General features: G+C 60.7%; 15 protein-coding genes. 10 read left to right on the top strand and 5 right to left on the bottom strand.

The genetic code is table 11. The features are described 5' to 3' along the window. Nucleotides 1-126 precede the first annotated feature (126 nt). The 7 genes from tssL (at nucleotide 127) to EOC94_RS05230 (ending at nucleotide 13,499) form a co-directional block, all read left to right on the top strand. Nucleotides 127-1,641, top strand: a complete 1,515-nt coding sequence (gene tssL, locus EOC94_RS05260; protein ID WP_127289209.1) for a type VI secretion system protein TssL, long form — start codon at nucleotides 127-129, stop codon at nucleotides 1,639-1,641. Between the two features lie 22 nt (nucleotides 1,642-1,663). Continuing rightward, complete coding sequence (gene tssM, locus EOC94_RS05255; RefSeq protein ID WP_127288969.1) at nucleotides 1,664-5,227, top strand: type VI secretion system membrane subunit TssM; 3,564 nt, start codon at nucleotides 1,664-1,666, stop codon at nucleotides 5,225-5,227. A 159-nt stretch (nucleotides 5,228-5,386) separates the two neighbouring features. Further along, nucleotides 5,387-6,154: a protein phosphatase 2C domain-containing protein gene (locus EOC94_RS05250; RefSeq protein ID WP_127288967.1), complete on the top strand. Its 768-nt coding sequence runs from the start codon at nucleotides 5,387-5,389 to the stop codon at nucleotides 6,152-6,154. 5 nt (nucleotides 6,155-6,159) lie between these two features. Then, nucleotides 6,160-8,796 (top strand): serine/threonine-protein kinase, encoded by a 2,637-nt coding sequence (locus tag EOC94_RS05245; RefSeq protein ID WP_127288965.1) that lies wholly within the window; start codon nucleotides 6,160-6,162, stop codon nucleotides 8,794-8,796. A gap of 11 nt (nucleotides 8,797-8,807) precedes the next feature. Then, nucleotides 8,808-9,314 (top strand): DUF1036 domain-containing protein, encoded by a 507-nt coding sequence (locus tag EOC94_RS05240; protein ID WP_210212061.1) that lies wholly within the window; start codon nucleotides 8,808-8,810, stop codon nucleotides 9,312-9,314. Continuing rightward, entirely contained in the window at nucleotides 9,311-11,638 is a 2,328-nt protein-coding gene (locus EOC94_RS05235; RefSeq protein ID WP_127288963.1) for a M23 family metallopeptidase, read from the top strand. Before EOC94_RS05240 ends, EOC94_RS05235 begins: the two co-directional genes overlap by 4 nt. Before the next feature lie 211 nt (nucleotides 11,639-11,849). Beyond that, nucleotides 11,850-13,499 carry a caspase family protein gene (locus tag EOC94_RS05230; RefSeq protein WP_127288961.1) on the top strand — a complete coding sequence of 550 codons (1,650 nt, stop codon included), beginning with the start codon at nucleotides 11,850-11,852 and terminating at the stop codon, nucleotides 13,497-13,499. A 54-nt stretch (nucleotides 13,500-13,553) separates the two neighbouring features. Here EOC94_RS05230 and EOC94_RS05225 read toward each other — a convergent pair whose 3' ends face one another. Beyond that, a complete protein-coding gene (locus tag EOC94_RS05225; protein ID WP_127288959.1) occupies nucleotides 13,554-14,084 on the bottom strand; it encodes an OmpA family protein in 531 nt (176 codons plus the stop codon). A gap of 195 nt (nucleotides 14,085-14,279) precedes the next feature. Between EOC94_RS05225 and EOC94_RS05220 the strand changes: the two genes are divergently transcribed. Continuing rightward, nucleotides 14,280-14,858 (top strand): hypothetical protein, encoded by a 579-nt coding sequence (locus EOC94_RS05220; protein WP_127288957.1) that lies wholly within the window; start codon nucleotides 14,280-14,282, stop codon nucleotides 14,856-14,858. A gap of 479 nt (nucleotides 14,859-15,337) precedes the next feature. Here EOC94_RS05220 and EOC94_RS05210 read toward each other — a convergent pair whose 3' ends face one another. Then, on the bottom strand, nucleotides 15,338-17,857 hold the full coding sequence (locus EOC94_RS05210) for a caspase family protein (protein WP_245465499.1): 2,520 nt from the start codon (nucleotides 17,855-17,857) through the stop codon (nucleotides 15,338-15,340). 1,023 nt (nucleotides 17,858-18,880) lie between these two features. After that, entirely contained in the window at nucleotides 18,881-19,099 is a 219-nt protein-coding gene (locus EOC94_RS05200) for a hypothetical protein (RefSeq protein ID WP_095486404.1), read from the bottom strand. A 450-nt stretch (nucleotides 19,100-19,549) separates the two neighbouring features. On the opposite strand from EOC94_RS05200, the gene EOC94_RS05195 reads away from it, so the two are divergent. Continuing rightward, the gene (locus tag EOC94_RS05195) at nucleotides 19,550-19,783 is read left to right on the top strand and encodes a hypothetical protein (RefSeq protein ID WP_095486403.1); all 234 of its coding nucleotides are present in this window, start codon (nucleotides 19,550-19,552) and stop codon (nucleotides 19,781-19,783) included. Between the two features lie 5 nt (nucleotides 19,784-19,788). After that, nucleotides 19,789-20,184: a GFA family protein gene (locus EOC94_RS05190; protein WP_095486402.1), complete on the top strand. Its 396-nt coding sequence runs from the start codon at nucleotides 19,789-19,791 to the stop codon at nucleotides 20,182-20,184. 18 nt (nucleotides 20,185-20,202) lie between these two features. Here EOC94_RS05190 and EOC94_RS05185 read toward each other — a convergent pair whose 3' ends face one another. Together EOC94_RS05185 and EOC94_RS05180 are read right to left on the bottom strand one after the other, a co-directional pair. Beyond that, nucleotides 20,203-20,562 carry a response regulator gene (locus tag EOC94_RS05185; protein ID WP_095486401.1) on the bottom strand — a complete coding sequence of 120 codons (360 nt, stop codon included), beginning with the start codon at nucleotides 20,560-20,562 and terminating at the stop codon, nucleotides 20,203-20,205. After that, nucleotides 20,559-23,660: a CheR family methyltransferase gene (locus EOC94_RS05180; RefSeq protein ID WP_185928166.1), complete on the bottom strand. Its 3,102-nt coding sequence runs from the start codon at nucleotides 23,658-23,660 to the stop codon at nucleotides 20,559-20,561. Before EOC94_RS05180 ends, EOC94_RS05185 begins: the two co-directional genes overlap by 4 nt. Nucleotides 23,661-23,676: the final 16 nt, after the last annotated feature.

Below are 23,676 nucleotides of genomic sequence, written 5' to 3'. Positions count from 1 at the left end.
TTGTAGCCGATATCCCTCCAGACGCTGCCCTCGTCAGCAGCGCCTGCATTTCCTGCGCCTGACCAGGGACCGTTTTGCCACCCTGTGGCGCAAACGCAGGAACCGGGCGTGGACGGACGTCTGGCGATGAACTCGAAGGACAAGCCGTTCGGTCCAGCGGGCAAGACCGTCATTCGCGCGCCGCGCCGCGCGGAAGGATCAGCGCCAGCTCCTCAGGGGCCTGTTCCTGACAGTGGGCAGCCCGGTCCCTCGCGGGCTAAGGATTCAACTGTTTTCGATCCGGGTGTCGGTCAGCACACGCCGCCGGGCTGGACATCCGGAACCGTGATTTATCAGGGTGCAGATTCCGGCGCAGCGACGGGAACCGGTTCCTTTGCGGCGACGCCGAAGCCAGCCATCCAGCAGGAAATCCTGCTGAATGCTACGGACGGCGTCAGATATTCCGCAGCAAACCAGATCCTCGCAGCGGCCGCTCCTTTGCTGATGCTGTTTGGCCAGCTCAGGCTCATGCCCGTCGAAAGACAGGCGGAACAACTAGCGGAACATGTCGCCGAGGCGATCGAAAAATTCGACCGGACAATGCAGAAAGCCGGCGTTCCCGAAGAAGATGCGCGGATCGCAAAATTTGCCCTCTGCGAAACCGCTGACGACCTCATCGGCAACCTGCCTTGGCCCAAGAGAGACGCCTGGGCGCAGCACAGCATGCTGTCGCAGTTCTTTCACGTCGAGCCCACCGGCTCGGGCTTCTACCAAGCGCTGAACAAGATACTGGCGGCGCCGGAGGCACACTACGATTTGCTTGAACTGATGCATGCCTGCCTGTCGCTGGGGTTCGAAGGCCAGTATCGGGGCCTTGCGCGCGAGGACAACAATCTCGAACGGGTTCGGCGCGACGTCTACGAGATGCTTCGTTACTTCAGGGCGCGCGCCGACGACGACATCTCGCCCCACTGGCAAAGCCTGGCGGTGTCCAGCCCACAGTCGTCGGCCCGGTTGCCGCTCTGGGTAATTGCGGCGGCTGCGTCGGCGCTGCTGACGGCGGCATTCTTCGCGTTGCGGGTCTTCATCACCAATGAAGGCGATGCCATTGCCGGCGGGTTGCTGGCGCTCAATCCATCCACGCCGGTCACCATCGAACGCGCCGGCGTGGTGCCGTCGGCTGTGCCGATGACAGTCACTCCGCCCGCCGCCGCCAACCAGATCGATCGCATCCGCTCGGCACTGGCCAAGGATATCGCACGCGGTGGGCTGGCCGTCGGCACGCAGGGCATGTTCATTGTGGTGGAGATCAACAACGTCCTGTTGTTCCAGTCCGGCAGGGCCGAGGTGAACCCGGAGTTTGGGCCGATTGCCGCAGACATCGCCGCCGCGCTGGAACCCGAGCCCGGACCGATCAGGATCGTCGGCCATACGGACAATGTGAAGCCGCGAAAATCGAGCGCGTTCAAATCCAACTTCGACCTTTCGGTCGCCCGGGCGAAGGCTGTCGAAGCGATGATGGCGCCGCGGTTCAGCAAGCCTTCGCGGATCACGGCCGAGGGCAAGGGTGAGGACGAGCCGATCGCCGACAATGCGACGCCGGAAGGCCGCGCCCAGAATCGCCGTGTCGATGTGATGATCCCCAAGGAGGAGACATTGTGAGCACGGCCATTTGGAAGCGCCCATGACGCGTTGGCTGCTGCGGATATTCAGCGTCATCGCGTTGGCCGGTTTCGCGGCAGCCGTCTGGTTTGCCGGCCCATTGATCCGCTTTGCCGATACCCGCCCGCTGGCACCCGTCTGGCTGCGCGTGACGATCATCTGCGTAATCGTGGCGATCGTGGCGCTCTTCTATGGATTGCTTTTCTGGCAAAGGCGAAAGGCGCAAAAAGCGCTCGAGACGATAGTTGCCCGCAACGACGACAAGGATGACGACTCGCAGGTGCTTGAGGCTCGTATGAATGAGGCCATCGCTGCGCTCAAGCGGTCGAGCGGCAAGCGCAATTTCCTCTACGAGGTCCCCTGGTACGTCGTCATCGGCCCGCCTGGTGCCGGCAAAACAACGGCGTTGGTCAATTCGGGTCTGAATTTTCCGCTTGCCGGTTCGGGGGACGCCCAGCCGGTCGCCGGCGTTGGCGGCACGCGATCCTGCGACTGGTGGTTCACCGACCAGGCGGTGCTGATCGACACCGCCGGACGCTACACGACGCAGGATTCCAACGCGCAGAGCGACAAGAAGAGCTGGCTCGCCTTCTTGTCGGTGCTAAAGAGATACCGCGCCAGGCAACCGATAAACGGCGTTATTCTGGCCATCAGCCTTGCCGATCTCATGAGCCTCGATGATCAGCAGCTTGACGTCCATGTCGTTGAGATACGCAGCCGTCTGCGCGAAATTCACGAAACACTGAAAATCCAGTTCCCGGTGTACCTGCTCTTCACCAAAGCCGACCTTGTCTCCGGTTTCATGGATTATTTTGGCGATTTCGACGAGCAGCGCCGCCGCAAAGTGTGGGGCGCGACATTCCAGACCGCCGATCGCAGCAAGAACATGGTCGGTGAGGCACCGGCCGAATTCGACGCACTGGCAACACGCCTGGCAGACGAGATGGCAGACCGCCTGCAGGAAGAGGCCGATCCGGCCGTACGCATATCCATCTTTGGCTTTCCAGCCCAGTTTGGCGCGCTGAAAGGCCGTATTGCCAGTTTCATCGCCAGCATATTCGATCCGGCCCGCAGCCAGGTGAACGTCAGCCTGCGTGGACTCTATTTCTCGTCAGGCACGCAGGAGGGTACGCCGATCGATCAGGTGCTGGGCGTGATCGGTCGTAGTTTCGGCAGCGCTTCTCAAGCCCATCTTTCCGGCACCGGTAAAAGCTTCTTTTTGCATGATCTTCTGACCGGCGTCATTTTCGCGGAAGCCGGGTGGGTTTCATACGACAAATCGGCTGAAAGGCGTGCAGCGATCGCCAGATATGGTGGCTTTGGCGCAATAGCATTGATCGCTGCCGCGGCTCTGGGCACCTTGGCCCTGAGCTTTACGGCCAACAGGTCGCTGATCGCCTCTACAACACAAGCCGTAAGCCGGTATCGCGAGACGGCAGACCCGCTACTCAAAAGCACGACGGTCGCCGATGTCGACCTCGAAAACGTCATTGGCCCGCTCGACCAGTTGCGCGATCTGCCGGCTGGGTTCGACACCATTGGCTTGCCGACACCGATCGAGGAGACATTCGGCCTCAGTCAGCGGGAACGACTTCTTTCGGCATCAAAAACAGCTTACCGGCAGGCGCTGGAACGTATGTTCCGCTCGCGCCTGCTGCTTCAGGCCGAACGGACGATCCAGGCCAAGATGGCCGATCCCGCCGCGCTCTATGAACCGCTGAAGATCTACCTGATGCTGGGCGGCAAGGCGCCGAAGGTCGACGACGAGTTGATCGTTTCCTGGATGAGGCAGGATTGGGAGCAGAACCGGTATCCGGGCGAAAACAACCGCGAGGGACGGGCGCAACTCGAAAAGCATCTGCGGGCCATGCTTGCCTTGGACGACGCCTATGATCCGGTTTTCGAACGCAACCAGCCACTTGTCGAATCCGCTCAACGCTCGCTCGGACGCATGAGCCTTGCCGATCGTGCCTCGGCTTTGGTCAAGTCGGCGGTATACGCGGCAGCGCTGGACGATTTTTCCGTCTCCGTGAAAGGCGGCCCGGAAGCGCAGTTGTTGTTCGAGCGTGTCGATGGTGGCGATCTGTCAGGGCTTCGCGTTCCCGGTATCTACACCTATGGCGGCTTCAACAACTTCTATCTCGAACAACTCTCGCGCATTGCGCAGATGCTGGTCGACGACCAGTGGGTACTCGGCGGCGGCGGCGAGCAAGGCGGCATCGATCAGGAGTTGCTCAAGCTCGGTCCCGAACTTGTCGAGCGCTATGGGAGGGAGTTCGCCGCGGCGTGGAACGGCGTTCTCGACAAATTGAAGTTCAAGGCGATGCTGAAGGACAAGCCGCGCTATATCGCGCTGTCCGCCGCCGCGTCACCGACCTCGCCAATCGACCAGCTTTTTACAGCGATCGCCGACGAAACAGCTCTGACCCGAGAAGCTGGTTCCGGCAACGGCTTTGGCTCCGAGGCCGAAGCTGGCGTGCTTCAAAACCAGCCACAGAACGCTGCAGATGTCGCCAGGGGATTGGCCCGCATCGGCCTTCAAATCGCCAGCGGCAAATCGCAAAGCCGGGCCGGCACAGGGACAGCTAGCGCGCAAAACCAGAATCCTGGGGCGAATATCGAAGCGCAATTCAGATCATTCCAGGCTTTGGTGAACGGTCCCGCCGGACGCCGCCCAATCGATGCGTTGACCCAGAATTTCCGCGATATCTACCAGAGCCTGCAACTGGCGGCCGATGTCCCTTCGCAAACGGAACGCGTCAACATGAATCTGCAGCTGCAGATATCCACCCTGCGCGCCAATGTCTCGCGTCTGCCCAAGCAACTCGCCCGAATGGTCACTGCGACCGCCGACGAGTTTGACGGCAATGTCGCAGAAACCTCCTTAGCAAATTTGAATCAGATGCTCGACCAGACGGTCACGCGCACTTGCGAGGAGGTGGTTGCGGGCCGTTATCCTTTCGCCGGCAATGGCCCGGAGGATATTGCGATGGCGGATTTCGCGAAACTGTTCGGTCCAGGCGGGCTGATGGACCGGTTCTTTGCACAGAATCTCGCATCGTTGATCGACATGACCGGCCAGGACTGGAGCTGGAAACAGGATGCGCGGTTTGGGCGCGACCTGTCGAAGTCGACCTTGAAAAACTTCCAGCTGGCCGCGGAAATCCGCAACGCCTTTTTTCCTTCAGGTGGTTCGGTGCCGTTGGTCAACATCATCTTTACGCCGTTTTCACTGCATGGCGACGCCGATACGGCGGTCCTCGACGTCGATGGCCAGATTGTCCAAAGCAACCAGGCGGGTAACGCGCCAAGCACGGTGACCTGGCCGAGCGGCATGGCTTCCGCGTCCGCGAGCCTGAGCCTCATGCCGGAAATGCCGGGCCGTGAGTCCGCGATCAAGTTCGATGGTCCGTGGGCGCTGAAGCGTCTGCTGGACAAGGCTGATATCACCAGCACAGGCGGCAACACGGAAGCCCGCTTCGTGATCGGCGGACGCGATGTCGCCTATACGATCCAGACCAATTCGGACCCCAACCCGCTCTTCCTTCCTGCGCTTTCTGGGTTCAGCTGTCCAAAGGCGTTCTGAGATGAGCTTTGAGCTTTCCAATACGGTGAAGCTATCTAGCGGCAACAGACGTGCGGACGTTGATTTCGATACTCTAATGTTCGAGCCTGTGGCAAACTGGCGCGAGCGAGCTCCTGAGGGTGCGCCGCAGAGGACGCTTGAGAAGCGCTTGGTGGCAAATTGAACAATGTCGCCCTTCCCTTTGACAGTTTTGGCGTTAGCCACAGAGGCTGTGTCCGCGCGCTCAATGAAGACAGCTACCTGGTCGAGCCGGAAACTGGCCTTTGGGTGGTGGCCGATGGAATGGGTGGACATGATGCCGGGGAAGTCGCTTCGGCCAGCATCGTCGATCATCTGGCAACGATCGGCATTGCAAGCTCTGCACCGGATCTTCGCGCGCGCTTCGAGGACCGGCTGAGCCGGGCCAACGCCGAAATCCGCAGGATATCGGAATCCCGCGGCATAACCATCGGCTCCACTGTCGCCGCCCTGCTGGCGATGGATGGGCGGTTTGCCTGCCTGTGGGCGGGCGACAGCCGCGTCTATCTGATCCGCAACGCCTCAATCTCCCAGATTTCGAAGGACCACACCGAGGTTCAGGAACTTCTCGACAAAGGCATGATCAGCGCAGCCGAAGCGCTCACCTGGCCGCGCCGCAACGTTATCACGCATGCGGTCGGTGTCAGTGACGAGATCGTCATTGACTTCCAGCAAGGCGAAATCATGCCGGGCGACATATTCGTGTTGAGCACCGACGGGCTGACAGCGCATGTCACAGACGCCGAGATCGAGGCGGCGGCAGTGTCGGCGACACCTCAGGCAGCATGCGAAAACCTGCTACAAACGGTGCTGGCGCGCGGTGGAACTGACAACGTCACGATCGTACTCGTGAAGATCGGAGACGGGCGCAATGGGGCTCGTCCCGATCCTTCCGGAGCGGAAGGTTGAGGCTGATGAGCGCCGACGACAAGACGCGGATATCGCCCAACCTGGCCAACACCGCCGTGGGCACGCAACTCAGCGGCATCTATGAACTAGACGAGCGGATCGCATTCGGTGGTATGGGCGAAGTCTACCGTGGCCACAACATCCAGACCGGCGACCACGTTGCGATCAAGATCGTCTTGCCCGAGTTCGCCCGCGATCAGACAATCCTGTCCCTGTTCCGCAAGGAAGCGTCGATCCTCAATCACCTGTCGCATGACGCGGTCGTGCGGTATCACGTCTTCACGATCGATCCCGGCATCGGTCGCCCCTACCTTGCCATGGAATTCGTCGACGGCCAGTCGCTGTTCGATATCATGCGACGTGGCCCGATGCCGACGGAAAACGTGCGCAAGCTCTGCCATCGTCTGGCTTCCGGCTTGAGCGCCGTGCACCAGGCGGGAGCAATACACCGCGACCTCTCCCCGGATAACATCATCCTGCCAGGAGGCCGGGTCGAACGCGCAAAGATCATCGATTTTGGCATCGCGCGATCGGCGACCGTCGGCGGCGAGACCCTGATCGGCGGAAAATTCGCGGGAAAGTACAACTACGTTTCTCCCGAACAACTCGGGCTCTACAGTGGCGATGTCAGCGAGCAATCCGACATCTACAGCCTGGGGTTGGTGCTGGCTGCTGCTCTACGCGGCAAACCGATCGACATGGGCGGCTCCCAGTTCGAGATCGTGGAAAAACGCCGAACTGTCCCGGACCTATCCGACATCGACGCCGATTTTCGTGGAATTGTTGAAGCCATGCTGCAGCCGGATCCACAAGACCGGCCGATCAGCATGGCGGACATCGCCAGGATGACACGCGACGACACGGATGAGGAGACAACGCCGCCAGCGTCGATCACACCCCGAGACCGGACGCCGCGAACCGGGGGAACCGCCGCACCTGGCCCCAAGCTTGCCAGTCCCAGGCTTCCCGGTCCCAAGCTTCCCGGTCCCAAGCTGGCAAGTCAGCCTCCTGCGGCTGCCGGTGAGCAGCGCTTCGTTCCGCATGTCCGGCCGGCCCTTCTGTCCGAGCCAAGGCCTTCGCCAGTTGCCGGTCCTGCTCGGGCGGTCTTGCCAAAGGTCCCGGCAAAGTCCGCCAGGTCCCGATCGATCGCGATCGCTGCCCTGGCGACATTGGCTGTCGCGTCGGGTGCAGGCGTTTATCTCAGCGGCGTGATGACGCCTTCCACGCCAACCGCCGGCGACACAGCGTTGTTGTCGCCAAAAGCATCCAAACCGGCCCCGACGGACAGCGCTGCAAATTCGCCGAGCGATGAGCCGGCAAAGCCAGTTCCACCCGATCAGTCACGAACAGAAGCCAGTGCGCCGCCAGCCGAAAGCCAGGCAGGCGCCGCGGCGGATCAAAAGCTGGAGCCGGCACGGCCCGCCGAAGTCCTCTCGCCATCCGAGGAAAGCTCGGAGCCGGCGGCAGCCGCGGAAGTCTCGGAGCCGCCAGCACCCGAAGCGCAGCCGCCTGCTGAAAAACGGGCAGATGCCGCGGCGGATCAAAAGCTGGAGCCGACACGGCCCGCCGAAGTCCTCTCGCCTACCGAGGAAACTCCGGAGCCGGCGGCATCCGAGGACATTTCGGAGCCGGCGGCAGCCGAGGCGCCATCGCCATCTGAAGATCGGGCAGATGCCGCGGCGGATCAAAGGCTGGAGCCGACACGGCCCGCCGAAGTCCTTTCGCCAACCGAGGAAACCCCGGAGCCGGTTCCGCCGCGCATCCAGGTCGCGCCAAACCCGCCGGCCGACAAGGCCTCGCCGCCCGCAGCGGTCCAGCCCGAAATAATGGAGAGCCGGCAGCCCGATAATTCGGCCAGCCAGCACGCGCGGGCCGAAAACCAGACGGATGATGCGAACGCAAAACGGCAGCGGTACGAGCCGGCGCCAGGCAAACAGCCGGGCGAAGCCACTGTTGCCTTGAACGTGCCGAAACCGAACCTGGAACTGCCGCCGAAAAATGGCCTCGACCACGCTGCGCAACGGGTCTCCTGGGTGCGGGACTTCAACGGCGGCGACTGTTTCTATGCGACGTTGACGTCGGCAACCGAGGCCGCCGTCGCGATCGAAGGATTGGGCACAGAGGTCCCGCCGTTCGAACGAATGCTGTCCGACTTCCAGGCAAGATTCCGTGTCGAACCGGACATCAGCGTCCGCCTCATTGAACCGGCTCAATGCGAAGTCACCAACTTTCTGCGCTTTCTGGACCAGATGCCGGCTGACAAGCCGCAGCTTGTTCTCGATCGAACGACGGTGCCGAGCGGCTCGCCGATCGGCGGCTCGCTGGTGACGCATCGCGGCCTTATTTCCAGCGTGCTGCTGATCGACCACAGGGGCATGGCATTCAGCCTCGACGATCTTGTCCTGGCGCAAGCGGACAAGGCGACCTTCAACATTCCGATCGATCTCGGCGCCGCCGACAAGGCGGCCGGCAAGGTCGTGCCGCAGATCATAATGGTGATCACGGGTCCACAGGATATTCACGCTGCGGCGTTCTCCGAGCCGACACCAGCCGCGCTGCTGTTGCCCAGGATTCTCGAAGAGATCGACGCCAATCGAGCTGAGTTCTCCGCCACGGCAAAGTACTTCCGGCTCGGCGGGTAGCATGGACGCCGATGGACCTCCGCAGCTCGCGCTTTTCCTTCCTGGCCGCTGTCCCGCCCAACAATCAGCGTGACTGGCTTCGCGGCCTGATTGCCCTGACAGGCCGTATGAGACTTACGGTGGTATTGGGCGCGACGTTGCTGGCTCTCCTGTCGTCCCACGAAGCGCGCGCCGAATTCACCGTCTGCAATCAGACGCTCGACGTCGTCAATCTCGCTGTCGGCCAAAAGGTCGACAATGCGGACCAGACCGATGGCTGGTGGACCATCGGCGCAAATCAGTGCGTGAACGTCATCCGCGAGGAACTCACCAACCGCTACATCTACATCTATGCGACGGACGTTTTTGGCCATGCGACCCTGACCGGGTCGACCGAAATGTGCATCGACCGACGGCGTTTCTCGATACGCGGCATCGATGAATGCTGGCAGCGCGGCCATATCGCTGCACGATTTCTCGAAGTCGATACGCTTGAACAGGTGCGGTGGACCTTTTTCCTGACCGGAAGCAATCCGTGACGCACAGTATCGACACAAGCTTCAGGCAGAAAAAGCAGGCGCGCGCTGCCCTGCGCAGACGCAGGCTGTGGCGCAGGCTGCTTGGCGGTCTTGCAGTGGTTGTCCTGTTGTCGATCGCTGCCGGGTTCTATGTCACCGCGGATTATTGGTCGTTTGGCGATGAAGATGAGGAATTGCACGCCGTCGAGGGAACCGACGATGTGCCAGCCGACGCATCTGTCTATGTGCCTGCCATCATCGATCTCGCGGGCGATCCGATGTGGATCACCCTTGCGCCCGACACCGGCGGCGCAACAAAAAGCCAGGTGATCCCGCGCCCGGCAGAACTCGACCAGGCCGGCGTTTCTCCGCAGATCGAAATTCTGGCTGACGTGATGCTTAGCGCCAGCGAAAAGTTCATGACGACGATACCGTCCACGCAAGAAGATTTCGCTTTCTTCCAGGCGCAGCGACAGACCGCGCCGGCGCCATCCAACGAGCTGCAAAACGATGTTCAGCCACCGCCCGTTCCAAACGAGGCTCCGGTTGCTTCGGACCAGCATACCGATGATGCCGAAGCAGGTTGGGGCGAAACAATCGATTCAGGTGAGGCAGCCCTTCCCGCGTTCCAGAAAACCCAGATCGAAAACAACACAAGCGTTGCAAATGTCATCAGTGAACATCAACGATATGAGGCTACCGAGGACATTTTCGTAAAGATCCTCAACGACCGCAGCCTGGACAGTGTTGCGCTCGATGCGCATTTCTCCGCCGAGGATGCCAGGCTGGCAGGCGAGGCGCTGAAAGCGCTTTTCAATCGGGAAAGCCTTGAGTCAGGTCATGTCGTCGCCATGCGCGGTTTCAGACCGACGCGCGAGACGACAACCATGTCCCTCATGCAGGTCTCGATCTACGCCAGGAACGTATTTGTCGGTACGCTGACGCGCAATGCCGCCGGTGTGTTTGTGTCTGGTGTCGACCCGTGGGTCCGCGAAGATTTGTTCAACTACTCGGGCGCACAGGCGCAAGGCACGCACAAAAGGCAATACCGGCTGCTCGACGCGATCTACTCGACAGCAGCGCGCAACAAGGTTCCAACCGGCGTGATCGGAGAAGCGATCATGTATCTGTCGCGAGGACAGGATCTGGATGCCTTCGCCAGCGAAGACCAGCGTCTGGTCCTGATCTATTCGCAAAGGCCGCGTGGCAAGGAAGAGACGGCCGGACGGGTGCTATATGTTGGCGTCCAAGGCAACGAAAAAAGCCTCGACTGTTTCGTGTTCCAGCAGACCGATGGCCAGTTTGCATGCGTTAGCGGCGACGATCAGGTTCGCTCGCTGACAGTCACCAACGGCATGGTCACCCCGGTCAACGGGGTCATGACGTCCACCTTCGGCCCACGCAAGCACCCGATCCTCGGCACTGTTCGCATCCACAAGGGTGTGGATTGGGCGGCGCCTCTGGGTACGCCTATTGCAGCCGCCTTCGACGGCGAAATCGTCTTTCAGGGCGATGGCGGAGGTTACGGCAATCTGGTGAAGATTTCGCACGGAAGCGCGCGCGAGACGCGCTATGCGCATATGCAGAAATTCGCGGTCAAGGGCGGTGTCGGCGCGAAGGTGAAGGCAGGCGATATCATTGGTTACATCGGCACGACTGGTCTTTCGACTGGGCCGCACCTGCATTTCGAACTCTATCGCAATGGCGAGGCGATCAATCCCTTGGGTACGGTTACGGCAATCGCGACGGACGCTTCTGCTGTCGAAACACTGACCGACCGTATCGTTCAAGTCGAAAGTGGCGGCAGCGCCCGCGCCAAGAATCCAAATTCTTCGGCAACCGGCGCCGGTCAGTTCATAACGAAGACCTGGATCAGGATGATGAACACCTATCGCCCCGAACTTGCGCGGACACTGTCAACCGCCGACCTGCTCGCTCTGCGTTTCGACGCCACCATCTCGCGCGAGATGGTCAGCAATCTTGCGCGCGAGGGCGAAGCCTATCTTCGCGCGCGCGGCCACCAGATCACAGCCGGCCGGCTCTATCTCTGTCATTTCCTGGGAATGGAAGGCGCCCATCAAGTGTTGTCGTCGCCGGGTTCGGCGCAATTGAGCGCGGTGCTCGGGTCGGCCGTCATTCAAGCCAATCGGTTCCTCACTGGCAAGACTGCCAGCTATGTCGTGGGCTGGGCCGAAAGGAAAATGGGCAGGAAGCTGAGCCCGGCGACGACCGAGGTGAGTCAACAGACAACGACAACGACGGAAGTCCGGCAGACATCGCCGGAGTTCGAAAAGTACAAGCAGGCGATCACAGCCCTCCTAAGCCCGACGCAGAATACCCTTTGAACCTGCTTCTCGCGGCGTGCGAGTTCGCCGTTAGACCATTGGTGTTCCTGTTGCCAAGTGTTACTATGGCCAACTTTTTTAGGGCCCTTTGTGAACCAAAACTGTGGTCGAGATCACATACGCCCAAGAGCCATTTGGCAGATTATGTCGCTGATGAATTTAGCATGCGCAGACATCAATAGTGCGCCCATGCGGGGCGGAGGGCTGGTCGATGAAAGCATTTGCCGTCTTTCTGAGCGGGTTTATCCTGTTTATCATCGCGTCGCTTGGCGCCGAGGCTGCTGCGCCTGATGCCAAACGCGTAGCGCTGGTCATCGGCAACAGCAAATACGTGCATGCCGTTGCCTTGCCCAATCCCGCCAACGATGCGCACCTCATCGCATCTACACTGCGCAATGCCGGCTTCCAGGTGATCGAAGGGGTCGATCAAGATAATGCAGGCATGCACAGCCTCATCAGTCGGTTTACTGAGCAATCCTACGACGCCGACCTCGCCGTCATTTTTTATGCCGGCCACGGCATGCAGGTCGACGGCAGGAATTTTCTGATTCCGGTAGACGCCGAGCTGACATCGCCCGCTTATCTCAAGACCCGCACAATTCAGATCGATGACTTCATGGCGGCGTTACCGCCCGAGCCGGCGATCGGCGTCATTATCCTCGATGCCTGCCGCGACAATCCACTGGCAAGGACGCTGGCCGCCTCTATGCCGAAGAGCCGTTCCGCCTCGTTTGGCTCCGGTCTAGCGCCGATCGACGCAAAATCGGACGGCGTTGGAACCGGCGGAATCCTGATTGCGTATGCAACCGATCCAGGCGCCATCGCTTTCGACGGCAACGGCGTCAACAGTCCTTACTCCACCGCGCTCGCCAGGCACCTGACCGAACCCGGCGTTGAAATCCAGAGCGCGCTGACGCGCGTGCGCGGCCAGGTGACCGAAACGACACAGGGTCGCCAGAGACCTTGGCACAACGCATCACTGGGACGCGAGGTCTTCCTGGGACAGTCCGCAGTGGATGCGGCGCCTGCCACAAAACCTGTCGCTGGCGCATCCGGCAGCGCACCGGCTCCTGCCCCGGTGACCAGTGAGCCTCCTTCCTGGGAGGTGGAGCAGCGTCTGTGGGATGAAGCCTCGAAGCGCAATACCATTCCGTTCTACGAAGCCTATCTCGAACAGTTTCCAAATGGCCGCTTCGCCACGGTGGCACGGCTGAACATCGACCAGTTGAACCAACCGAAAGCCGAAGATCGGCAGGTGGCGGCAGTCGATGAGGACGAAGCGAACGCAAATTCCGGTTCAGCCGTTCGCACCTCGGTTGGCGTTTCGGATGAGGTGAAGCGGGCCCCGGGCACCGAGTTGACGGAAAGTGCGATCGGTCTCGATCGCCAGGGCCGTATCGATCTGCAGTTGCGCATCGAAGCCTTGGGCAACGAACTTGGCCGCATCGATGGAAACATAGGTCCAAAGACCCGCCAGGCGATCGGCATCTGGCAAGCGAAAAATGGTCTACCGCAGACCAATTTTTTGACACGCGAGCAACTGGCGTTCCTGGTGATCCAGACGGATCCAATGATGGAGTCGGTGCGCGCCAGATACGCTGCCGATCAGGCTCGTGCAGCACAGCCGAAAAAACAGGTGCAGCAGGTCCGCACACAAAAGCCGGTGGCACAGAAGGCCCGCACAAAAAAGTCGGTGGTGGCACAGAAGCCGCGCAGGCAGCAGGTCGTTCAGACGAGGCGCAACCGCGAGGTGGTTCGACAGGACAATCCACCGCCGCCGGACAACAACGACTTCCTGACCAAGGCGCTGATTTTCGGCACAGGTGTGGCCGTGGGCGGTGTGCTCAACAACAACAACTGACAAGCCACCGTTTCAAGCCTGTCGATGTGAGCGGTGCCTTGGCGTACCGGCCCCCTACTCAGTCCTTATCCGCATCTCCACCCGGCGGTTTACCGGATCGTATGGGTTGGGATTGCGCGGGTTCGTTTCGCCCAAGCCTGTCGCTTTGATGCGGGCAGCGTCGATGCCGTTGGAGGTCAGGAAGGTTGTTACCGATCGGGCTCTTCGTTCCGACAGTCCCTCGTTGTAGTGAGCCGAGCCGGACGCATCGGTGTAACCTTCAACAACGAAGTCGAGAGCGCTCAGTCGGCTGTCCTTCAGCGCCTTGGCGAACTCGTCGAGTTCAGCACGCGCAGTCGCGTCGAGTTCGGCAGAATCCAGGCCGAAATTGATCAGCATATCGAGGCTGGTTTTTTCGGCCGGCGCTTCTTTCTTCTTGCTCTTGCACTCGTCTTCGGTGCCGACGCAGATTCCACGCGCCGGGCCGAACTCGCTCGCCCCGGAAAAAAACTTCACGATGTCTTCTGACTTCTGAAGCGGATCAGCGGAAGCGTGGGTCGAAAAAAGCGCGACCGTCAACACCAAGGCTAAACTGCCCAACTGCATAACGGTTACTCCTGTCTTGAAACATCCGATTTCTTCGGCTGCGGAGTATACCAAATTCCGAAGCGATTGTCTGTCAATAAACGTCAAGCATACGGGGAGTGGACGGCAGTTCCATCTTGCTACGGACTGAGACTTGACCCGCGCCCTGTCCAGGGCTTCAGTGTCCATTGTTCCCTAAGTGAAAGCGTGGCGGCCATGGCCAATGAGCTTCGATTCAAAACGGCACGGGACCTTTTCATGGCCTACCCCGCTGTTGCCAGGGACATGGTGGCACGTCCGACCGAACAGCCTTCAATCGAATTTTGCCGCGCCCTCCTTGCCGGGCGCGTGCCCGAGGAGGCGATTACGTTCTGTGCCTATCTGCTTCCCGAGCGGGCTGCGGTGTGGTGGGCCCACGAGTGCCTGAGCCATCTCACCGTTCTGCTCGACCACAGGGATCAGGAGTTGCTCGCGCTTGTTCGTGACTGGGTCAGCGAACCGGATAGCCCTCACCATCGCCCAGAAGTGAGCAAGGCCGCGGCGATGCCGCCAACAACGCCGGCTGCCTGGATTGCCCTGGCTGCAGGACGGCATGGCAACGGTTCGGCTATAGACGCATCAGCGGTATCGGCCTTGCAGCCATCGCCTGCCGCCCGCGCGGTGAGTGCGGGGGTTCTGGCCGGACTGGCACGTGTTGCCTTGGAGGACCGCTTTTCAGTTCTTTCCGCGTTTGTCGAAATGGGCATCGAGATGGCACAGACAGAGGCATCGCGCCAATCAGCGGATGCGAATTAGACCCTAGCCCGCATCCGCGAGCGGGATACATTCAAATTGAACTGAGCATCCGGCTCTATCTGTTTGATTAAGCCGCATTCCTGCGGCGCCAAGTGATTCCACTGGGTGCAGAATGCTCTGAATCAGTTGCTTGGCTTAGCTGCAGCCGCCATTCAACGTTTATCCGGACCAGCCGCCGCCGCCTCCTCCGCCGCTCCCTCCCAAAGAAGGAATGATTACGGGAGGTGCGGCAGCAGGCTCGTCCGCGACCGGTTTGACCACTTTCTTGGCGGCCACCGGTTTGGGAGCCGGGTTGACGACCTTCCGCGGCGCCGCGGCTCTGCGAACGACCTTCGGCGCCGGTGCGGGCGTCGCCACCAGCGGCGTCGGTTGAAGGGGTTGCCAGGATGTGCAGCCCATGACCCCCGCCAAGGCGATGGACAGAGTTATCCCGATTGTTGCCTGCTTCCGATTTCTGCCCACCATTGCCTCCTTGTTGATCAGAACAAATCCCGACGCGGATTGGCTTGTTCCCAGACCGCCCTTGCCACTTTGACCAGTTGCTTGTCGACAGAGCCGCTCAACGGAATCTTCGACTTGAGTTCCCCACGCAGCTGCTTCAACGCCGCCGCTTTCGGCTTGGCCCCGAATTGCGCCAACGTCGCCCGGGCGTCAGGCAGTTCATTGCGAAGATCGAGCGCAACTGTGAATGCCAGGAAACGCACGGCGACGGCCTGGTCGGCCTTGTCGCCCTTTTGCATCTCGAGAGCCGCGCGATCGTAGGCGCCGGACTGGTCGCCGCGCGAGGTTGCCAATTCAAACAGACGTTGGGCTTCATCAAGGTTCTGCTCCACGCCAACGCCATCACGGTACATGCGCGCAAGACTGCCAGGCGCATAGGGCTGGCCGAGGTCAATGGCCTTCTGAAAAAGCGCCAGCGCAGCCTTCGGATCCTTCTCGACGCCCCGGCCGCTGAGGTAATTGCGACCGAGCAAGTTCATCGAATACATGTCCTGCCGCTGGACGCCAGCTTCCAGGAAGGCAACGGCGCGGGCCTGATCTGCGGTCACGCCGTTGCGGCCTTCGGTGAAGATCGCGCCGAGATCGTTCATGGCATATGTGTGCCCCATCGATGCCGCCTTGAGCAGCAGGTCCAACCCCTTTCCGGTGTCGCGCTCGACGCCGTAGCCGTGGAACAAGGCACGGCCCCATGACGTCATCCCGTAAGGATCGCCCTTGTCGGCTGCGGCCGCGTAGAAGGCGTTGGCCTTTTTCCGGTCGGCAGCCACGCCCGTTCCCGTCGCGTAGAGGTAGCCGAGCTCGAACACAGCGCGCACATGTCCCCTGTCGGCGGCCTGTTGTATGGCTTTCCTCGCCTGGTCCACCTTGCCGGCTGCAAGCAGCGCGCGACCCAGTTCATAGCGGAAGCGCGCGACATCGGGATACGCCTTCACCGCAGCCTCGCAGAGCTTCACCGCCTCGGCGCCGATTTCATTTGGCAGCAGGCCGGGGACGACGCCTTGAAGATCGAGAGGTTCGCCGGCAGCCGAGTCGCACGGATCGACGCTTGGCGACAGTGTCATTTTGGCTGGTTTGGATGCTCCGCTGTCCGCCCGAATTTCGAAGGCGACCTCGACCGGCGCGCTGGCTCCGATCTGGGGTTCATAGCGCAGCACCTCGACTTCACCGACGGTCAAGCTCGATTCGGGCGACAGGGCCCGATCCGGCAGGGAGAGCGTTCCCGTTGCCGGATAGTTCGCAACTCTCAAGCTGACCGCCGCATCGTCTGTCGGGAGATCCAGGCTCAGGGCAACCGCGCCCACGCCGACCGGAACATCGATCTCGCGGCTCTCGATCGCCTCGGCGGCACCGGTGACATGAATGCCGCGCTGGAGCACCTGCTGCTTCTGCTCGGCTTCGAGCGAAGCCATCACCTGTTCGCCCTGGGTTCCTTCGCCGCTTTTGACCCGGAACACCAGCATGCCCTTGGCTTCGCCGCCCCAATTGTCGCGTGCGGCGTAGGCCAGCATATCCATCTCTTCTGGCTCGCCAATTCCCTTGGGGACATCCATCTGCAAGCGCGGCAGATCCTTGCCCTGGATCAGTTCCCCCGCCTCGACAACCTTGCCGTCCAGCATCAGGCGCCCCAGGGTGGGCGGTCTGTCGATGCTGACGGTGATTGTCCCGCCGTCGACCTCGACCGGTTCCGGAAGATCCAGATCGACGGGGCCGGCGCCCGACAGCACGACCTTCTCCAGCACCGGCGGCAGCGATGGGCGGCTGCTGCGACGCATCAGAACGACTTCGTCGATAAGCGAAGAGTTCTCCCAGGGGACCTGCAAGCCCTTGGTAGCCTCAACCACATCCCGGCGGACCGCCGACATGACCGTGCGGATCTCCTGGTTGGGGGCCAGTGCGCGACGAGAAAACGCTGACGAAAAAGGACTGAGGTCGCCGGCGCCGTCATAGGCAACCGCGCCGGGTTCGGTGGCAAAAGCAATCAGCGTGTTCAGCGAGCTTCTTACTTGCGCAAGGCCGGTGCCGCTGGCGGCAAGAAGCTGGTCTCTGAGCCAATAGTCCTTGCGAGGGAATGGATTGTTGCGGCAGGCATCGAGGATGATCACCTGGATCTTCGATTTCGAACGCATCTGCTGCAGCACGTCGTTTAGCTTGATTGCCTGGACCTCCACGTCGGCCGCCTGTTTCAACGAGGCGTCTACTGGGATCAGGAAATTTTCGCCGCCGATCTGAAAGCCGTGGCCGGAATAGTAGACGACAGCGATATCGGCGCCATCCACGGCGGCAAGATAGTTGCGGAACTGATCTTCAAACTGCAGCTTTGTAAGATTGCTCGCGACGAAAACATCAAAACCAGCCTGCCGAAACGTATCGGATACGTCCACCACATCTTTAGCCGGGTTCTTGAGGGCCGAGATTTCCTGGTAATCGGAGTTGCCGATTACAAAAGCGACCCTTCGTTCGACGGCAGAAGCCTCGAAAGTCGTGAAGCTTGCGAGCATGACGGCTGCAACGAATCCGCAACGTCGGAGCATGGCAAATCCCTTAACCGCTGTTACCTGGCGACCACAAGAATCAGCTTGCAGTGTCAAGGTCCGTTAGAGAGCATGCTATCTGCCGAGACAGAAAAGAGAGAAAAGCCGTCGCGACAGCGGGCATATTCCTCACGTGATCAAGTTCTAAATTACATCAGAGGCCGAGTGTCCGCAATGATTGTCAGACGGTTTCTCAACCTGGCTATTCGGATCCGTGGTCGCTTTGGCCCCCCGGACCAGGCGCGGCCGGCATTCTGATCTTAGCAGGTTGGGCGGAGTTCTGGTCGGCGATGCCCCCGACAAAATAGCTCGTGCTGGGACACCTACATTTTGCCCCAGCGACGAATGTCTACTGCCGCCTGCCAGGCCCGACGGCGGCCCTGCACCCTTCAGTCCACGCACCACGCGGCAGAGCGCGCCTGAGTTTTCCACTACTAATGTTGGCCTACCCCTGATTTTTTCTACCTACCATTTCCGAGACTCAATTAGCGTGTGCTTATGGAGCACCGGCACGCCATTCGAAGAATCAAGGATGGGCTTTGGGAAGTCTACGATATAGACGACCACAAGGTTGTCTTCTCAGATGGGGTGGCTCTGACAAATTTGCTGGATGAGGACGCGCTCGACGCCCTGGAGTTGCTAAAGAGTGGATTCCTGGTCCCGAGCACCGCTCCCAAGGCCAGTTGACAGTTCCTTGAGGGATACGCTGAGGTCGCACTATCCGCAAGATGAAGCGCTGAAGGCGGATGGCTGACAGGCAAAAGCGTCGCCGGTTGGCGGGCTCCTTCTCCAAAGGGAAAATCAGGCGTCAGCCGAGCGTTCGCTCGTCGAGATCTGCCATCCTATTTCGGTGACCTTGCAGGCGCGGTGCGGAAAGTATGGATCGGACGCGCGGACAAGGAGCCGACACTGCAGGTTCTGAGATCGATTGTTCGAGAGCGACCTCAAGTCCGCATCGAACCGGCGCTGCCTGCGCCCAAAGGATCCCCGTTATTTCTGATCCGGCATCTCGGTATTCTCTTGAGGATTCTTCTTGATGCCCGCTGCAGGCGAGGTATCGGCTGGTGCGTTTCCACCTTGGTTTTGCTCAGGCGCTCTTTTGAGTGGCGAGGTGCGCCAGCCCATATCAGCGTACAGAAAGCCAATGAGAAAGCCGACGATAATGACCGCTGCTATCACCAGCGAAAGTATAGCGTTACGTCGCTCCATGTCCGGCTCCTTCCTGCGAGCCGAACAGCCAGTAGCGAAAATGGTTCCGGCCAGTCAGGTGGAAATCGGCGGTGCTGGACTCATTGCCGTGCACAAGGCTTAATCCTGCGCGGGGATGGCGGGATTGCCGGGGGCGATTATGAGATCACCACAGCAAATGACTGATGGCGGCGAGAGGCCGGCAGATCGTCAGCCGCCGCTTTGGGCCGCCACGTCTGGCGCATAGTTGCCGTGCCATCAAGGCTGCGATTCCTCGCCAGCATCCAATTTAAGATTTACTGTAAACGTGCGAGCGGTACACCGCTTACCCTGCAGCATACGTTGGCACCGAAGAGGACACCTGAAGCTCCAGGCCGTGGAACTTCGCACCTTGCCGGCGGTTGAGATGTACGAGCTGTGGGCTAAGAACGAAACCATCCGTTCTTTCCGCCGCAGCAGGAAGGAGATCCCATGGCAAACACCACATCGAAGCCGGCAATCCGGCAAGTGAATGCCGACGGCTTGCGGCATCCAAGACGCGATGCCAACGAAACGGACGCGGGAGCGAAACCGCCGACGCCAAAAACCGCGGGAACATCGAAGCCATCGACCGCTCCGCTGGATAATCCGGTGGTGAACCGCAATGCCGGCGGGCCGCGCCAGTCGGGCACCACGCCGCGGCCGACAGACAAACCGCTGGACTGAAGGCGATGGCAGGGGTCGAACGGGACGGCGGTTGTCTGTGCGGCGCCGTTCGCTTCAAGGTGAGCGGCCCACCGTTGCGGGTCGGAATTTGCCACTGCCAGGATTGCCGCCGCGCCAGCGGCAGCTTTTTCACGCCGTTTGGCGTCTGGCCCATGTCAGCCTATGAAGGCAGCGGACAAATGAACACGTTCGCCAGACGCAGTTTCTGCCCGCAATGCGGTTCGCACATCGCCTGGCTGCGGGACAACGAGGCCGAGATCATGCTCGGCTCGCTCGATATGGCTCCCAGCGACCTCATTCCCGACTACGAACTGTGGGTACCGCGCCGTGAGAACTGGCTCATGGCATTGCCTTGGGCGGAGCAATTTGCCGGTGATCGCTTTCCGCCCTTCGATCCATGACGAGTCTGCTGAAACAAGCTAGGCCACCCTGACCAATTCAGCCAAGGCGCCCAGAATGGCAGCCTGATCTGCCGGCTTGCGAACAAATTTGAAGTTGGCGAAGGCTGATGGAACATCGCGCGGCCCAAATCCGGTCAGACACGCGAACGGGATGTGGCGGGTTTGCAGTTCTTCTGCGATCGCCAGGCTTGTTTCGCCATGCAGCTGAACATCCAGCAGCGCCACGTCGACATGATTTTCGCCGATAAGACGCAGGGCCGCCGCCACCGAAGGGGCCGGGCCGATCACCTGATGTCCCGAAGCGCGCAGACACGCAGCGATGTCCTCGGCGATGAGCCATTCATCCTCGACCACCAGAACGCGCAGCGGATCGCTCACGGCGTCTCTTTGCCCATCATCGGAAATGTGATCTGGACCTCAAGGCCGTCACGATTGAAGGCGGTCTCGACGTTTCCGCCTAGCCTGTAGCCGATCTCGCCCTGCAACAGGGAAAGCCCGAAGCCGTTTACTTCTGGCTTTCTGACGGGCGGCCCGTTCTTCTCGCGCCAGGCAAGCCTGAAAACGTCGCCGTCTGCCGACCACTTCAGCGCCACCCTGCCCTGCTGCTTCGACAGCGCGCCATACTTGGCGGCGTTGGTTGCCAGCTCATGAATGGCCATGCTGAGGGAAAGGCCCTGTTGCGGGCTAAGTTTCTCTTCAGCGCCGTCAAGCTCGAACCGGTCACTGCTGAAAGGTTCGAGTTCCTGCCGCAGCAGTTCGCTGATCGAGGCTTCTTTCCAGCGCTCCTTCGACAGCAGACCGTAAGCCCGCGACATGGCGTGCAAGCGACCGATCAGCGCTTCGGCGAACTCTTCCTTCGATTCCGAATTTTCGCGGGTGCGGTTGGCGATGCTGGCGACGACCGCCAGCATGTTCTTGACGCGGTGATTCAGCTCCGAAATGAGCACCTGGTTTTGCGTTTCCGCCTCGGCCAAGGTGGTGACGTCGACCAATGTGACCACGACGCCCTGGATTCTATTGTCCTTGTCGCGATACGGATTGATACGAACCATGTGAAACCGGCCCTGGTCGTCACGCGCCAGATGATGTTTCAGGGTCTCTCCGGTTTCGAACACGGCATCGATGTGCTGTTTTAGCTCGGGATAGTCGAGCTGGCTCGAAAGCTCGGTCAGTGGCCGGCCGACGTCGGAGGGACGTAGGCTGAAGAAAGGTGAGGCCGCCGGAGTAAAGGTCCGCACCACCAGATTGCGGTCGAGGAAAATGGTTGCGATCTGCGTGCTCTCGAACAGATTCCGCAAATCGCTGTTGGCGCGATCGAGTTCCTCTATCTTGCTGGTCAGCTCTGAATTGATGGTGTTGAGCTCCTCGTTGAGCGACTGCATCTCCTCCTTCGAAGCCTCAAGCTCCTCGTTGGTCGACTGCGCCTCCTCATTGACGGAGACGAGTTCCTCGTTCGACGATTTCACCTCTTCCAGCGCGGTTTCGTACTCCTCGATCGTCGATTGCAGTCGCTCGCGCGTCTCGCGCAGCTCCCGCTCGAGATCGGCAGCACCTTCGATATCACGGTCTTCGCGCCCCACATCCGACCGCGCCTGTGCTGGCCCGAACGGTTCGAACAGGACAAGATAAAGCTGTTCACGCTTGCCGAGTTCCGCCAGGGGCTCGACAGTGAGTTTGATCGACTGGACCGGTTCGTCGTCCTCATCGACGACGACATTCTCACGCACCACGGTGCGGCGAGTCGCGGCCGCTTCCCGCAAGGCCGCACGCAGGTCGAGCCTCAGCCCGCGGCGAGCCAAAGTCAGCACTTGCCGGCTCGGAATGCCCTGCGGCGCTTCGAGATATCTGCCTGTCCGGGCCGAATAGTAGACGACGTCGCCATCGCCATTGACCAGGACGTGCGGCGGCGCGAAACGCTCCAGCACCTGTGCCTCGACCGCCTGCCGAAGCGGGTAGCCGGCGGTTCCCTTCTTGGACCCCGTGCCTTCGGCCAGGAAGGCGCCCGAACGGGCGTCGCCGATCAGCGTCGGCAGCGTTATACGGGGCGAGGCATGTTCCCGCGCCTGAAAAATGCGCTGCTTCTTGTCGACCGTGGCGAAGAGGTTGTCGTGCTGACCCACGCTTTCGGACGTGCCGAGGAAAAGGTAACCGCCCGGCTTCAGCGCGTAGTGAAAGATCGGAATGACCCGGTTCTGGATGTTCGAGCCGAAATAGATCAGGAGGTTGCGGCATGAAACCATGTCCATGCGCGAAAAGGGCGGGTCGCGGACGACGCTGTGAGGCGAAAAGACGCACAGCTCCCGTACCTCGTTGGTAAGCACATAACTGTCGCCGTCGCTGCTGAAAAAACGCTGCTTGCGTTCGGGCGAGAGCCCCTGCAGCAATGCCGCCGGGTAACGCGCTGCGCGCGCCACCGCGAGCGCCGGCTCATCGATATCAGTCGCAAATATCTGGACGCGCGGCACAACCGAAAGTGTCTCCATGTGTTCGCGCATCAGCATGCCGATGGAGAACACCTCCTCGCCGGTGGCGCAGCCAGGCACCCAGATCCTGACCGCATCGCTGGCAGTCTTGCCCTCGAAAAGCTGCGGTACGATCTTCTCCTCAAGCAGCTTGAAAGCGTCGGGGTCACGGAAAAAATCGGTGACGTTGATCAAAAGATCGCGGAAGAGGTCCGTCACCTCGCGAGGGTCTTTCTTCAGCCATTCGACATAGTCAGCAATTGACTGAAGCTGTGCGATCTGCATGCGCCGTTTTACGCGACGCAGGAATGTCTTGGACTTGTACCCGGAGAAGTCGTGGCCGGAATGACCGCGCAGAATGCCGTAGATTTCCTCGCGCAGCCGACCGATGTCTCCCGTGCCGTGCTCGCCGCCGTCGTCGGCAATCCCGTTCAGCAGATCGAAGCTGCGGGCGAATCCCTCCAGCTTCGCACCGATGCGCTCCGCGGGCGCCGCTATATCGATCAGTCCGCTGGAAATCGCACTTTTCGGCATGTCGGGGTTGCGCGGACCGTAGCCGTTGGGGGCCTGGGCGACCGTCAGTCCGCCGCGTTCCTTGATCGCCTTTGCGCCCAGCGTGCCGTCCGAATCGCCGCCCGACAAAATGACCCCGACCGCATATTCGCCCTGGTCCTCGGCAAGCGCGCTGAAGAAGATGTCGATCGGCTTGCGCTCGCGGTTGAACACGTTCGACGGCCGCAGATGCAGCACCCCCTTCTCGATCGTGAGAACGACGTTTTGCGGCATCACGTAAATGTGGTCGGATAGGACGGTGGTGCCATCCTCTACGACGACAACCGGCAGCCGCGTATAACGCCCGACCACCTCGTGAAGCAGGCTTTCGCGCCCGGGACTGAGATGGGTCACGATGACGAACGCCATGCCGGGCTGGCCGCTGATGCCTTTGAACAGACCCTCCATTGCGGGAATGCCGCCGGCTGACGCGCCGACGCCCACAATGGGAAATCTCTTCATCTGGGATGTCACCGCA

The organism is Mesorhizobium sp. M6A.T.Ce.TU.016.01.1.1 (genome assembly GCF_003997065.1).
GTDB classification, from domain to species: domain Bacteria; phylum Pseudomonadota; class Alphaproteobacteria; order Rhizobiales; family Rhizobiaceae; genus Mesorhizobium; species Mesorhizobium mediterraneum.
The sequence above is the reverse complement of the archived record's forward strand: the minus strand, read 5'-3'. Positions and strand labels throughout refer to the sequence as shown.

Excerpts from the sequence above, each read along its gene's own strand:
- tssL (WP_127289209.1), top strand. The coding sequence starts at position 127 with ATGAACTCGAAGGACAAGCCGTTCGGTCCAGCGGGCAAGACCGTCATT.
- tssM (WP_127288969.1), top strand. The coding sequence starts at position 1,664 with ATGACGCGTTGGCTGCTGCGGATATTCAGCGTCATCGCGTTGGCCGGT.
- EOC94_RS05245 (WP_127288965.1), top strand. The coding sequence starts at position 6,160 with ATGAGCGCCGACGACAAGACGCGGATATCGCCCAACCTGGCCAACACC.
- EOC94_RS05240 (WP_210212061.1), top strand. The coding sequence starts at position 8,808 with ATGGACCTCCGCAGCTCGCGCTTTTCCTTCCTGGCCGCTGTCCCGCCC.
- EOC94_RS05230 (WP_127288961.1), top strand. The coding sequence starts at position 11,850 with ATGAAAGCATTTGCCGTCTTTCTGAGCGGGTTTATCCTGTTTATCATC.
- EOC94_RS05225 (WP_127288959.1), bottom strand. The coding sequence starts at position 14,084 with ATGCAGTTGGGCAGTTTAGCCTTGGTGTTGACGGTCGCGCTTTTTTCG.
- EOC94_RS05220 (WP_127288957.1), top strand. The coding sequence starts at position 14,280 with ATGGCCAATGAGCTTCGATTCAAAACGGCACGGGACCTTTTCATGGCC.
- EOC94_RS05210 (WP_245465499.1), bottom strand. The coding sequence starts at position 17,857 with ATGCTCGCAAGCTTCACGACTTTCGAGGCTTCTGCCGTCGAACGAAGG.
- EOC94_RS05200 (WP_095486404.1), bottom strand. The coding sequence starts at position 19,099 with ATGGAGCGACGTAACGCTATACTTTCGCTGGTGATAGCAGCGGTCATT.
- EOC94_RS05195 (WP_095486403.1), top strand. The coding sequence starts at position 19,550 with ATGGCAAACACCACATCGAAGCCGGCAATCCGGCAAGTGAATGCCGAC.
- EOC94_RS05190 (WP_095486402.1), top strand. The coding sequence starts at position 19,789 with ATGGCAGGGGTCGAACGGGACGGCGGTTGTCTGTGCGGCGCCGTTCGC.
- EOC94_RS05180 (WP_185928166.1), bottom strand. The coding sequence starts at position 23,660 with ATGAAGAGATTTCCCATTGTGGGCGTCGGCGCGTCAGCCGGCGGCATT.